This window comes from Streptomyces sp. NPDC087300 (assembly GCF_044744425.1).
Taxonomy (GTDB): domain Bacteria; phylum Actinomycetota; class Actinomycetes; order Streptomycetales; family Streptomycetaceae; genus Streptomyces.
Map to the genome: position 1 here is coordinate 430,506 of NZ_JBIUYI010000002.1, position 12,747 is coordinate 443,252.

At 68.2% G+C, this 12,747-nt stretch carries 10 protein-coding genes; 6 read left to right on the forward strand and 4 right to left on the reverse strand.

Going from position 1 to position 12,747, the window contains the following annotated elements:
- Window positions 1–20: 20 nt before the first annotated feature.
- From ACIO9J_RS07545 to ACIO9J_RS07555, 3 genes are all read right to left on the reverse strand, one after another.
- Window positions 21–1,001: an ABC transporter permease gene (locus ACIO9J_RS07545; protein WP_401994078.1), complete on the reverse strand. Its 981-nt coding sequence runs from the start codon at window positions 999–1,001 to the stop codon at window positions 21–23.
- 110 nt (window positions 1,002–1,111) lie between these two features.
- Complete coding sequence (locus ACIO9J_RS07550) at window positions 1,112–2,896, reverse strand: ABC transporter substrate-binding protein (protein WP_401994080.1); 1,785 nt, start codon at window positions 2,894–2,896, stop codon at window positions 1,112–1,114.
- A gap of 105 nt (window positions 2,897–3,001) precedes the next feature.
- Window positions 3,002–4,027 (reverse strand): ABC transporter permease, encoded by a 1,026-nt coding sequence (locus tag ACIO9J_RS07555; protein ID WP_401994083.1) that lies wholly within the window; start codon window positions 4,025–4,027, stop codon window positions 3,002–3,004.
- Window positions 4,028–4,413: 386 nt separating this feature from the next.
- Here ACIO9J_RS07555 and ACIO9J_RS07560 point away from each other — a divergent pair, with 386 nt between their 5' ends.
- The 5 genes from ACIO9J_RS07560 (at window position 4,414) to ACIO9J_RS07580 (ending at window position 10,188) form a co-directional block, all read left to right on the forward strand.
- Window positions 4,414–6,045, forward strand: a complete 1,632-nt coding sequence (locus ACIO9J_RS07560; RefSeq protein WP_401994086.1) for an ABC transporter substrate-binding protein — start codon at window positions 4,414–4,416, stop codon at window positions 6,043–6,045.
- A gap of 67 nt (window positions 6,046–6,112) precedes the next feature.
- Window positions 6,113–7,036, forward strand: coding sequence for an ABC transporter permease (locus ACIO9J_RS07565; RefSeq protein WP_401994089.1), 924 nt, complete (start codon window positions 6,113–6,115; stop codon window positions 7,034–7,036).
- Window positions 7,029–8,000 (forward strand): ABC transporter permease, encoded by a 972-nt coding sequence (locus ACIO9J_RS07570; protein WP_401994092.1) that lies wholly within the window; start codon window positions 7,029–7,031, stop codon window positions 7,998–8,000. The genes ACIO9J_RS07565 and ACIO9J_RS07570 overlap by 8 nt, the downstream gene beginning before the upstream one ends.
- Window positions 8,001–8,015: 15 nt before the next feature.
- A complete protein-coding gene (locus tag ACIO9J_RS07575) occupies window positions 8,016–9,053 on the forward strand; it encodes an ABC transporter ATP-binding protein (RefSeq protein ID WP_401994095.1) in 1,038 nt (345 codons plus the stop codon).
- 61 nt (window positions 9,054–9,114) lie between these two features.
- Complete coding sequence (locus tag ACIO9J_RS07580; protein ID WP_401995886.1) at window positions 9,115–10,188, forward strand: ABC transporter ATP-binding protein; 1,074 nt, start codon at window positions 9,115–9,117, stop codon at window positions 10,186–10,188.
- Window positions 10,189–10,191: 3 nt separating this feature from the next.
- Here ACIO9J_RS07580 and ACIO9J_RS07585 read toward each other — a convergent pair whose 3' ends face one another.
- Window positions 10,192–12,378: a prolyl oligopeptidase family serine peptidase gene (locus ACIO9J_RS07585; protein WP_401994098.1), complete on the reverse strand. Its 2,187-nt coding sequence runs from the start codon at window positions 12,376–12,378 to the stop codon at window positions 10,192–10,194.
- Window positions 12,379–12,524: 146 nt separating this feature from the next.
- On the opposite strand from ACIO9J_RS07585, the gene ACIO9J_RS07590 reads away from it, so the two are divergent.
- Entirely contained in the window at window positions 12,525–12,719 is a 195-nt protein-coding gene (locus ACIO9J_RS07590; protein ID WP_401994101.1) for a hypothetical protein, read from the forward strand.
- Window positions 12,720–12,747 lie beyond the last annotated feature (28 nt).

Below are 12,747 nucleotides of genomic sequence, written 5' to 3' on the forward strand. Positions count from 1 at the left end.
CAGTTCTCGCTTCCTGAGCCCTAGGCCAGCCGTACGCGCGGGTCGATCAGCGCGTACAGGGCATCGACGATGATGTTGAAGACGACGATCGCCGCCGCGGCCACCAGGACCACGCCGAGCAGCAGCGGCAGATCGCTGGTGTCGACCGCCTTCACGGAGAGTTCACCGATGCCGTGCAGGGCGAAGGTCTTCTCGGTGATGATCGCGCCGCCGAGGAGCACCCCGAGGTCGAGGCCGAAGATGGTGACGATCGGTCCCATCGCGCCGCGCCAGGCGAAGCGGAAGAACACCGTGCGGCGCGAGAGCCCCTTGGCTCTGGCCGTGCGGACGTAGTCCTCGTTCATCGACTCGACCAACTGGGAGCGCGCCATGCGCGTGTAGTTGGCGGTGAAGATCAGCGCGAGCACCAGCCAGGGGATCAGCAGCCCGGAGAACCACTTGGCGGGGTTCTCGGAGACCGGTGTGTAGGAGGGCCGGTCGAGCAGGTGCAGCTGGTCGGTGAAGAGGTAGACGGCGAAGACGCCGACGACGTAGATCTGCATCGACGAGGCGATCAGCGAGGCGGACGAGGCGATCTTGTCCGCGGCCCTGCCCTGCTTGACGGCGGCCAGCATGCCGGTGCCGACACCGAAGACGACGAACACCACGGCCGCGCCGAGCGAGAGCGACACGGTGGTCGGGAAGCGGTCGAGGATGGTGGCGAGGACGGGCTCACGGTTGCGGAACGAGTAGCCGAGGCACGGCGCGTCGCAGAAGCCGTAGGTGTCGTAGTCGCGGCCGACGAACAGGCCCTCGAACCAGTGCCAGTACTGCACGGGCACCGGGTCGGCGATCCCCAGGTTGTGCTTCACCAGCGCCAGCGTCTCGGGCGGACAGACCTTGCCGCAGGCCAGACGCGCGGGGTCGCGCGGGGCGGTGTAGAAGAGGAGGAAGACGATGGCGCTGATGATCAGCAGGATCACCGCGCCGCCGACGATGCGGCGAATGAGGAAGCGGAGCATGGGCGTTGGGATTCCTGACGGATGCCGTGAGGGAGGTGGTGTCCGGGGCGGACGCCCGCGTGGGGAGTCCGCCCCGGGGGCCGGTCGTCAGGCCATGACGTTCACCGTCGTCAGGCCTTGACGAACACCTTGGAGAGCAGCGTGGCGGCGAACTGCGGGTCGTGGATGGCGCCGCCGACCTTGGAGCCGTGCAGGTACCAGCGGCGCTGGAAGGTCTCCGGGATGATCGGCACGACCTCCTTCATGATCCGCTTGTCGAGGGCGGCCCAGGCCTTGCCCGCTTCCTGGGGGTCGGAGATGACCGAGTTCTTCTTGATCGCCTCGTTGATCCAGGGGATGTTCACCTGCGAGACGTTGTTCTGGCCGTCGCCGATCGCGTCGCCGTCGAACAGCGGCTGCATCATGGTGTAGGCGGTCGGCCAGTCCGGGGACCAGCCGAACCACATCACGTCGAACTTGTTGTCCAGGCGCTGGGCCTGGTCGTAGAAGTCCGTCGAGTTGAGCGGCTTGATGACCGGGTCGAAGCCCGCGGCCCGCAGGTTCTTCTCGATGACGATCTTGGTCTTGTCGTACGTGGGGCGCCGCGGGAAGGCGTACACGATCTTCGTGCCGAGCTTGCCCGCCTTCTTCAGGATCTCGTGCGCCCGCTTCACGTCGCCCTGCGGCTTGTCGAGCTTGCCGTACAGGTCGAACTTCTCGCGGCCGATGATGTCGGGGCTGAGGATCGTCGTCGCGTAGTCGCCCGCGCTGGTGCCGCCGTAGATCTTGCGGCTCTGCTCGAGCGGCCAGGCGATCAGGAGGGCCTTGCGGACCTCCAGGTCGGGCACGCGCTTCATGTTGATCGCGAAGTAGTACGTGCCGGTCGACAGGCCGTTGAAGCTGCGCGCCTTGATGTCGGGCGTGGTGAGCACCTTCTGCATGCGCTCGGCGGGGATGTTCTCGTAGAGGGCGACCATCTGCTTGTCGTTGCCCTGGTCCGCGATGAAGCGGTCGCAGGACTCCAGGCCCGTGGGACCGAACTCGAACTCGAAGCCGTCCGGGTAGCCGTTGCGGATCGGGTCCGTCTTGGCGTCCCAGTGCTTGTTGCGCGTGAACGTCATCGACTTGTCGATGGAGCGGGCCTTGAGGATGTAGGGGCCGCAGGAGAAGGGCGCCTTGTCGTACTTCTCCTTGGTGTCGTGCTTCACCGGGGTGGGGGAGTACGAGCTCATCGCCAGCGTGAAGTTGAAGTCCGGGCGGGCTTCCTTCAGCTTGAAGGTGATGGTCTTCTTCGCCTTGTCGGTGACGATCGAGTCGAGGTGCTTGCCCTTGTAGGGACCCTCGTACGCGTCACGCCACTTGGCGCCCTTGCCGGTCAGCGCCATCTGGACGAAGGTGGCGCTCTCGGTGATGAACGAGGCCCACAGCCGCTCGATGCCGTGCCGGACGTCGTCGACCGTCAGCTCGCTGCCGTCCTGCCACTTCAGGCCGTCCTTCAGCGTGAAGGTCCAGGTCTTGTTGCCGTCGGTGGCCTTGCCGGTGTCGGTGGCGAGGTCGCCGACGAGGGTCTGGCGGCCCTTCATGTCGGTCTTGTAGCCGGTGAGGGCGCGCGCGAAGAGCATCGCGACCGAGGAGTTGTACGCGAAGTAGATGCGCTGCGGGTCCATGTGCGACACGTCGTCCTCGGCGACGCCGTAGATCGTGCCGCCCTTCTTCGCGCCGGGGACCTCGGCGGCGGGGCCCGCGGAGTCCTCCGCGGTGCCGATCTTCACGTTGGCGCCCGTGTACTCGGTGGCCCCGCCGTGCGAACCGCCCTTGCCGCCGCCCGAGTCGCCGCTGCTGCACGCGGAGAGGACGAGCGAGCCGCCCGCCGCCAACGACGAGGCGATGAGGAGGTTTCTGCGGGAGATTGCCATGTTGCTACCAACCCTGTGTGTGAAGGAAGAAGAGCGGAGAAGGCTGAGATGGCGGTGCGGGTGGGCCGGTACGCCCCCGTCGGGCGGGCCGGCCGCGGGGGAGCGTCAGCGCCTGGTCTTCGGGTCGAGCGCGTCGCGCACGGAGTCGCCGAGGAGGTTGAAGGCGACCACGAAGATCACCATGGCCAGACCGGGGAACACCATGAACGTGATGTCGTCCTGGTAGTACTTCGAGCCGTTCTGGATCATCACGCCCCAGTCCGGGGTGGGTTCTTCGAGTCCCACGCCGAGGAAGGCGAGTCCGGCCTCCGCGGTGACGAACAGCGGCAGGGCGAGCGTCGCCTGGATGAGGATCGGCGTCCACAGGTTGGGCAGCAGCTCCTTGAAGATGATGCGCGCGGGAGACGCTCCCGTGACCTTCGCCGCCTCCACGAACTCCCGTTCGCGCAGGGCGAGCACCTCACCCCGGAGCAGTCGCGCGATGGGCGCCCAGCCGAACGCGGTCATCACCGTGATGAGGCTGGTGACGATCAGCCACATCGGGGTCTTGTCCGTGGGGCTGACCAGGATCGAGATCATCACGGGGAAGAAGGCGATGTAGAAGAGCGTGGAGGGGAAGGCGAGCAGGATGTCGATGATCCGGCCGATGAGGTAGTCGGTCTTGCCGCCGATGTACCCCGCGGTGATGCCGATGACGATCCCGAAGAACGTCACGAGCAGCGTCGTGACGGACGCGATCAGCAGGGAGTTGCGCATCCCGTAGAGCAGGAAGGTGAAGACGTCGCGGCCCAGGGTCGGCTCGACGCCGAACCAGAAGTCGCCGTCGATGCCGCCGTTCGCCTTGACCGGATAGCCGAACTCGTTGAGCAGCGAGGGGTCGTCGAGTCCGTACGTCGTGTACGGATCCTTCCCGTACACCTTCGCGATCAGCGGCGCGCACAGGGCGATCACGAAGAAGAAGACGACCACGCCCGCGGCGATGACGCCGGACTTGTCCCGCTTGAACCGGGTCCAGGCGAGCCGCCCTGGTGAACGGCCCTTGCTGCCCTGATCATTGGGCGATTCGGGTGCGCCGTCGGTCTTGTCCGTCACTTCAAGCGTGGCGGCAACGGCGGGAGTTGGCGAGGTCATGGCACTCCAGGCCCGGCAGGGTCGTCAGGAATCCGCAGGACAACCGGGCACCTACGGGCTAGGCGCGACTTTCGCAAGGCGTTTCCCGCGCGGTCAATGAATCGTCAGCCGCCTTGAGTCGACCTTGGGATCCTTTGCCGCGATTTTGCGTAAGGTTGGCATGCTCATTGCCTTCGCGTAATCAAGCGTGATGGACAACTCGGATTGTTCATGACAATCGCGGCAATGAGTCCGTTATACGGGCGGCGCTGTCTCGGAATGCGTACATCCGGATGGGCTCCGACTCGTACGGGTGGAGTAAATGTGCGCTTCATTCCTCCTGAGGCGATATTTGGCGGTAAGTGAGACAGATCACGTATCGCAGAGCTTCAGGACAGGAGGACTCCATGCGTGGAGCCACGCACGCCAAGTGGGCCGCAGGTGCGGTCGCCGTCGCCCTCGCGGCGACGGCCTGTGGTGGCGGGGGAAGCGGCGGCGGTGGCGGCGACGGCTCCGGCATCGTGAGCTCCTCCTGGGGAGACCCGCAGAACCCGCTCGAACCCGCGAACACCAACGAGGTCCAGGGCGGCAAGATCCTGGACATGGTCTTCCGCGGCCTGAAGCGGTACGACCCGAAGACCGGCGAGGCCAAGGACATGATCGCCGAGTCGATCGACACCAAGGACGCGCAGAACTTCACGGTCAAGATCAAGGACGACTGGAAGTTCAGCAACGGCGAGAAGGTCACCGCGAAGTCCTTCGTGGACGCCTGGAACTACGGCGCGAACCTCAAGAACAACCAGAAGAACGCCTACTTCTTCGGTTACATCGACGGCTACGACAAGGTCCACCCGGAGAAGGGCGACCCGAGCGCCCAGACCCTCTCCGGGCTCAAGGTCGTCGACGACAAGACCTTCACGGTCAAGCTCAGCCAGAAGTTCTCCACCTGGCCCGACACCCTCGGCTACCCGGCCTTCGCGCCGCTGCCCAAGGCGTTCTACGACGACCACGACAAGTGGCTCTCCAAGCCCGTCGGCAACGGCCCGTACACCGTGGACTCGTACACCAAGGGCTCGAAGATGTCCCTGCGCAAGTGGGACGGGTACCCCGGCGACGACAAGGCGCAGAACGGCGGTGTGGACATGAAGGTCTACACCGACAACAACACCGCCTACACCGACCTGATGGCGGGCAACCTCGACCTCGTCGACGACGTCCCCGCCTCCCAGCTCAGCAACGCCAAGAACGACCTCGGCGACCGCTACATCAACACCCCCGCGGGCATCATCCAGACCGTCGCCTTCCCGTTCTACGACAGCAAGTGGAACAAGCCGGGCATGGAGAAGGTCCGCCAGGGCCTGTCCATGGCGATCAACCGCGAGCAGATCACCGAGGGCATCTTCCAGAAGACCCGCACGCCCGCCACCGACTGGACCTCGCCGGTCCTCGGCGACGACGGCGGCTTCAAGGACGGGCTCTGCGGCGACCCCTGCAAGTACGACGCGGCCCAGGCCAAGAAGCTGGTCGCGGAGGGCGGCGGCATCCCCGGCGGGCAGCTCAAGATCACGTACAACGCGGACACCGGCTCCCACAAGGAGTGGGTCGACGCCGTCTGCAACTCCATCAACAAGGCCCTCGGCAACGACAAGGCCTGCGTCGGCAACCCGGTCGGCACCTTCGCCGACTTCCGCAGCAAGGCGTCCAAGCAGGAGCTGGACGGCGCCTGGCGCGCGGGCTGGCAGATGGACTACCCGCTGATCCAGAACTTCCTGCAGCCCGTGTACTACACGGACGCCCCGTCCAACGACGGCAAGTACGACAGCAAGGAATTCGACAAGCTCGTCGACCAGGCCAACGCGGAGACCGACAAGGCCAAGGCCGTCAGCACCTTCCAGGACGCCGAGAAGGTCCTGGCCAAGGATATGCCGGCCATTCCGCTCTGGTACCAGAACGGCAGCGCCGGCTACTCGGACAAGGTCTCCGACGTCGCACTGAACCAGTTCAGCGTGCCGGTCTACAACGAGATCAAGGTCAACTGAGACGCCGGGAGCGGCCGCCGTCCCCGCGCGGGCACCGGCGGCCGCTCCCCCTAATTCCGGAGCCCCCATGGGACGTTATGTGATCCGGCGTCTGCTGCAGATGATCCCGGTCTTCTTCGGCGCCACGCTGCTGATCTTCCTGATGGTGAACGTGATGGGCGACCCCGTCGCGGGCCTGTGCGGCGACCGCAAGTGCGATCCCGCCACGGCCATGCAGCTGAAGAAGGAGTTCGGCCTCGATAAGCCGGTGTGGCAGCAGTACCTGACGTACATGGGCAACGTCTTCACCGGTGACTTCGGCACCGCCTTCAACGGCCAGAAGGTCACCGAGCTGATGTCGGCCGCCTTCCCCGTCACCATCCGGCTGACCATCGTCGCCATCGTCTTCGAGATCGTCATCGGCATCTCGCTCGGCGTACTGACGGGGCTGCGGCGCGGGCGGCCGATCGACACCGTCGTACTGCTCGTGACGCTCGTGGTGATCTCCGTGCCGACCTTCGTCACCGGTCTCGTCCTGCAACTGGTGCTCGGCGTCCAGTGGGGGGTCATCAAACCCTCGGTGTCCAGCGAGGCACCCTTCAACGAACTGCTCATCCCCGGCCTCGTGCTCGCCTCGGTCTCGCTGGCGTACGTCACCCGGCTCACCCGCACCTCCATCGCGGAGAACCGGCGCGCCGACTACGTCCGCACCGCCATCGCCAAGGGCCTGCCGCGCCGCCGCGTCATCACCCGGCACCTCCTGCGCAACTCCCTGATCCCCGTCGTCACCTTCATCGGCACCGACGTGGGCGCGCTGATGGGCGGCGCGATCGTCACCGAGCGGATCTTCAACATCCACGGGGTCGGCTTCCAGCTCTACCAGGGGATCCTCCGCCAGAGCACACAGACCGTCGTCGGCTTCGTGACCGTCCTGGTGCTGGTCTTCCTGGTGGCCAACCTGATCGTCGACCTCCTGTACGCCGTACTCGACCCGAGGATCCGCTATGCCTGAACCCAAGGAGCCGCAGGGCGCCATCGCCGCGACCGGTGCGGGCGGCGCGATGGACCTCGCCACCAGCGAGGCGACCTCCCTGACCCCGGGCGGGCCCGACGGCGGGGGGCCCTCGGCGCCCGCGCGCAGCCTGTGGTCCGACGCCTGGCGCGATCTGCGGCGCAACCCGATCTTCATCGTCTCGGGCCTGATCATCGTCTTCCTCGTGATCATCTCCCTGTGGCCCTCGCTCATCGCCTCCGGCAACCCGCTCGACTGCGACCTCGCCAACCGGCAGAAGGGCTCGTCGCCGGGGCACCCCTTCGGCTTCAACGAGCAGGGCTGCGACGTCTACACCCGGGTCGTGTACGGCACCCGGGTCTCGGTCACCGTCGGCGTCTGCGCCACCCTCGGCGTCGCCATCCTCGGCAGCGTGCTGGGCGGGCTCGCCGGGTTCTTCGGCGGCGCCTGGGACGCGATCCTCTCCCGCATCACCGACATCTTCTTCGCCATCCCGGTCGTCCTCGGCGGCCTGGTGCTCCTGTCGGTGGTCACCAGCTCCACGGTCTGGCCGGTGGTCGGCTTCATGGTGCTGCTCGGCTGGCCGCAGCTCTCCCGCATCGCGCGCGGCTCGGTCATCACCGCCAAGCAGAACGACTACGTGCAGGCGGCGCGGGCCCTGGGCGCCTCCAACTCGCGGATGCTGCTGCGGCACATCACGCCGAACGCCGTCGCCCCGGTGATCGTCGTGGCGACCATCGCGCTCGGTACGTACATCGCCCTGGAGGCCACGCTCTCCTACCTCGGCGTCGGCCTGAAGCCGCCCACCGTCAGCTGGGGCATCGACATCTCGGCCGCCTCCCAGTACATCCGCAACGCCCCGCACATGCTGCTCTGGCCGGCCGGCGCGCTGGCGATCACCGTGCTCGCGTTCATCATGCTCGGCGACGCGGTGCGCGACGCCCTCGACCCCAAGCTGAGGTAGGCGCAGATGGCAACCATGGCATCCGAGACCTCCGTACCCGGGGCGCCGGGCGCGGCCAAGCTGCTCGAAGTGCGCGATCTGCACGTGGAGTTCCGCACCAGGGACGGCGTCGCCAAGGCCGTCAACGGCGTCGACTACGCCGTCGCGGCGGGCGAGACCCTCGCCGTCCTCGGCGAGTCGGGATCCGGCAAGTCCGTGACCGCCCAGGCCGTCATGGGCATCCTCGACGTCCCGCCGGGGAAGATCACCGCGGGCGAGATCCTCTTCCAGGGCAGGGACCTCCTCAAGCTCAAGGAGGACGAGCGGCGCAAGGTGCGCGGCGCCGGGATGGCGATGATCTTCCAGGACGCGCTCTCCTCGCTGAACCCGGTGCTCAGCGTCGGCGAACAGCTCGGCGAGATGTACGTGGTCCACAAGGGTCTTTCCAGGAAGGACGCCAAGGCCAAGGCCGTCGAGCTGATGGACCGGGTGCGCATCCCGGCCGCCAAGGAGCGGGTCGGCCAGTATCCGCACCAGTTCTCCGGCGGCATGCGCCAGCGCATCATGATCGCCATGGCGATGGCCCTGGAACCCTCGCTGATCATCGCCGACGAGCCCACCACGGCGCTCGACGTGACCGTCCAGGCGCAGGTCATGGACCTGCTCGCGGAGCTCCAGCGCGAGCTGAACATGGGCCTGATCCTCATCACCCACGACCTCGGGGTCGTCGCGGACGTCGCCGACACCATCGCCGTGATGTACGCGGGCCGCATCGTCGAGAAGGCTCCGGTGCACGAGATCTACCAGGCGCCCGCGCACCCCTACACCCGGGGCCTGCTCGAATCGATCCCGCGCCTGGACCAGAAGGGCCAGGACCTCTACGCGATCAAGGGCCTGCCGCCGAACCTGATGAACATCCCGCCCGGCTGCGCCTTCAACCCGCGCTGCCCGATGGCCCAGGACGTCTGCCGCACCGACGAGCCGCCGCTCGCGAAGGTGACGTACGAGGGCCTCGCCGCCGACCGCAGGAGCGCCTGCCACTTCTGGAAGGAGACGATCGATGCGGCCCGGTGAAGGCGGTGCGCACGTGAGCAAGAAGCAGTTGGCGGAGGAGGGCGAGACCGCGCGGCAGCTGATGGACAAGGCGCGGGCCGAGTCGGACTTCGCCGCGCACGGCTCGGCCTCCGGGCACGAGCCGATCCTCCAGGTGCGCGGACTGGTCAAGCACTATCCGCTGACCCAGGGCATCGTGATCCGCAAGCAGGTCGGCGCGGTCAAGGCGGTCGACGGCGTCGACTTCGAGCTGACCCAGGGCGAGACGCTCGGCATCGTGGGCGAGTCCGGCTGCGGCAAGTCGACCGTCGCGAAGATGCTCGTCAACCTGGAGCGGCCGACCGCGGGTGAGATCCGGTACAAGGGCGAGGACATCACCAAGCTGTCGGGCCGGGCGCTGAAGGCGGTCCGGCGCAACATCCAGATGGTGTTCCAGGACCCCTACACCTCGCTGAACCCGCGCATGACGGTCGGCGACATCATCGGGGAGCCGTACGAGATCCACCCCGAGGTCGCCCCGAAGGGCTCGCGCCGCCAGAAGGTCCAGGACCTCCTGGACGTGGTCGGGCTCAACCCCGAGTACATCAACCGCTACCCGCACCAGTTCTCCGGCGGCCAGCGCCAGCGCATCGGCATCGCGCGGGGTCTCGCCCTCAGGCCCGAGGTGATCGTCGCCGACGAGCCGGTCTCCGCGCTCGACGTGTCGGTGCAGGCCCAGGTCATCAACCTGATGGAGAAGCTCCAGGACGAGTTCAACCTCTCCTACGTCTTCATCGCCCACGACCTCTCGATCGTGCGGCACATCTCCGACCGGGTCGGCGTGATGTACCTGGGCCGGATCGTCGAGATCGGCTCGGACGAACAGATCTACGACCATCCGACCCACCCCTACACACAGGCGCTGCTCTCCGCCGTGCCGGTGCCCGACCCGGAGGCGCGCGAGCACCGGGAGCGGATCATCCTCAGCGGCGACGTGCCCTCGCCCGCCAACCCGCCCTCGGGCTGCCGCTTCCGCACCCGCTGCTGGAAGGCGCAGGAGCGGTGCGCCCTTGAGGTGCCCGAGCTGGCGGTGCCCGCGGCGTTCAGGGGCGAGAGCGGGCCCGCCGCGCACGACTCGGCGTGCCACTTCGCGGAGGAGAAGCAGGTCGTGCCGTAGCCCCTACGCCAGCCCCAACGACCGCTTCAGGAAGTCCACTTGAAGCAGCAGCAGGTTCTCCGCGACCTGCTCCTGCGGCGTCATGTGCGTGACGCCGGACAGCGGGAGCACCTCGTGCGGGCGGCCCGCGGCGAGCAGCGCGGAGGACAGCCGCAGGGAGTGCGCCACCACCACGTTGTCATCGGCGAGCCCATGAACGATCAGCATCGGGCGGTGCGGCTCGGCCGCTGCCACGAGGCCGTCGTCCCAGACCAGGGAGTTGTGGCGGTAGATGTCCGGAGACTTGTTCGGGTCGCCGAGGTAGCGCTCCTCGTAGTGGGTGTCGTAGAGCCGCAGGTCCGTCACCGGGGCGCCGACCACGGCCGCGTGGAAGACGTCGGGGCGGCGCAGCGCGGCCATGCCGGCCAGGTAGCCGCCGTAGGACCAGCCGCGGATCGCCACCCGGTCCAGGTCGAGGGGGTACTCGCCGGTCGCCGCGAGCGAGTGCAGCGCGTCGACCTGGTCCTCAAGGGTGAGCGTCAGATCGTTCTTGATCGACTTCTCCCAGGCGGGGGAGCGGCCCGGGGTGCCGCGGCCGTCCGCGACGATCACCGCGAAGCCCTGGTCCGCGAACCACTGGGAGGTGAGGAAGATGTTGTGCGCATGCTGAACGCGCTGACCGTGCGGGCCGCCGTACGGATCGAGCAGTACCGGAAGCGGCCCGTCCGCCGCCTTGTATTCCGAGGGGAGCAGGACGGCGCACGGAATCTTCCGCGCGCCCCCTTCGGTGAGGCTGACGCGCGGCGTGAGCCCCGGGCGCCGGGCGTGTGAGGCGACGGTCGCCACCTGCTTGCCGTCGCGCTCCACCCGCACCTGGGAGCCGGGGCGGTCCAGGGTCGCGGAGACGAGCACGGTGAGGCCGCCGGCCCGGACCGCCGAGTGCACCCCGGGCTCCCGCGAGACGCGCTCCACGCCCAGTTCGTTGACGCGGTAGACATGGATCTCGCCGGTCTCGGGTGCCGCCGCGGCCGCGCCCGCCGACGCCGAGATCAAGACATCTTCCTCGGTCACGTCGAGCACCGCGCGCACGTGCAACTGCGGCCCCGTGAGCGGCCGTTCGCCCCACGCGAGGACCCGCGCGCCGCCCTCGTCCACGATGCGCACCAGCTTGCCGCTGGGGGACCAGCAGGGGACGCCGGGGAAGAGGTCGAGCCAGGCCGTCGCCGGATCGGCGTCCTCCGCGTGCACCATCCGCGTGGACCCGTCGTCCGGGTTCACCGCCAGATAGAGCTGGCCGCACTGGTCGCGCGACTGCACGAGCAGCAGCGGCGCACCATCCGCCGACCAGTGCACACGTGCGAGATAGGGGAAGCGGGCCCGGTCCCAGACCACCTCGGTGCGGGTGCCGTCCAGGCCGAGCACGAACAGCCGTACGTCCGCGTTGTCCGTGCCCGCCGCCGGATACGCGACCCGCTGCGGCTCCCGCTCCGGGTGCGCGGGGTCGGCGATCCACCAGCGCCGCACGGGGGCGTCGTCGACCCGCGCGACCAGCAGCCGGTCCGATTCGGGCGACCACCAAAAGCCCCGCGACCGCGACATCTCCTCGGCCGCGACGAACTCCGCGAGCCCATATGTGACGGTTTCCTCCTGGCCGGATTCCGGCGCGGCCAGCGCCCGGTCCGCCGTGCCGTCGGCACCCGTCACGCGCAGCGCGCCCCGGGCCACGTACGCGATGTGCCGCCCGTCGGGCGACGGGCGCGGGTCGAGCACGGGTCCCGGCGTCGGCAGCTCGCGCGTCGTGCCCGCGAGCAGCTCGGCGGTGAAGAGCCTGCCCGACAGCGCGAACGCGGCCAGCTCCACCGCGGCGTCCGTCGCGTAGCCCACGATGCCCGCGCCGCTCTCCCTGCTGCGCTCGCGCCGCGCGCGCTCCTGCGCCGACAGCTGCTCCCGCGCGCCGCCGAGCAGCGCCCCCGGGTCGGCCGCCACGCGCTCGCCGCCGCCGTCGGCCACGTCGAGGACCCAGAGCTGGTGCGTGCGGTCCGTGCCGGACGGGGAGCGCAGGAAGACGACCCTCGATCCGTCGGGGGCCGCCGTGAACGCACGGGGCGCGCCGAGCGTGAAGCGCTGGGTGCGGGCATGCTCGCGCGGGAAGGAGAGCCGCTCCGCAGGGCTCTCGCCTGGCCTGTCGTTTCCGGGGTTCTCGGTGGTCATCCCCCGAGCCTAGGGCGCATGCGCCCCCTGTGCTGCCGTGCTCCGACTCATGCGTCCACACGGATAGTTATGATCCGTAGCGCTTGGTGGGTATGTACCTGCTGGCGTCCGCACTGGGTTACGGCAACGACTTGGAGGTGACCGCCGTGGCACTCTCGATTTCGGCGGTGGTGCTGCTGGCGATCATCGTCTTCCTGTTGGTCAAGAAGTCAGGACTCAAAGCCGGGCACGCGGTCGTCTGTACGCTGCTCGGCTTCTACCTGGCGAGCTCGTCCGTCGCGCCGACGATCAACGAGCTGACGACGAACGTGGCGGGGATGATCGGCGGCATCAAGTTCTGAGCCCTCCCCGCGGTGCTCGTAGGGTGGT

Coding starts and splice junctions, on each gene's coding strand:
- ACIO9J_RS07585 (WP_401994098.1), bottom strand. CDS start 12,378: ATGACCACCGAGAACCCCGGAAACGACAGGCCAGGCGAGAGCCCTGCG.
- ACIO9J_RS07575 (WP_401994095.1), top strand. CDS start 8,016: ATGGCATCCGAGACCTCCGTACCCGGGGCGCCGGGCGCGGCCAAGCTG.
- ACIO9J_RS07545 (WP_401994078.1), bottom strand. CDS start 1,001: ATGCTCCGCTTCCTCATTCGCCGCATCGTCGGCGGCGCGGTGATCCTG.
- ACIO9J_RS07560 (WP_401994086.1), top strand. CDS start 4,414: ATGCGTGGAGCCACGCACGCCAAGTGGGCCGCAGGTGCGGTCGCCGTC.
- ACIO9J_RS07555 (WP_401994083.1), bottom strand. CDS start 4,027: ATGACCTCGCCAACTCCCGCCGTTGCCGCCACGCTTGAAGTGACGGAC.
- ACIO9J_RS07580 (WP_401995886.1), top strand. CDS start 9,115: ATGGACAAGGCGCGGGCCGAGTCGGACTTCGCCGCGCACGGCTCGGCC.
- ACIO9J_RS07565 (WP_401994089.1), top strand. CDS start 6,113: ATGGGACGTTATGTGATCCGGCGTCTGCTGCAGATGATCCCGGTCTTC.
- ACIO9J_RS07570 (WP_401994092.1), top strand. CDS start 7,029: ATGCCTGAACCCAAGGAGCCGCAGGGCGCCATCGCCGCGACCGGTGCG.
- ACIO9J_RS07550 (WP_401994080.1), bottom strand. CDS start 2,896: ATGGCAATCTCCCGCAGAAACCTCCTCATCGCCTCGTCGTTGGCGGCG.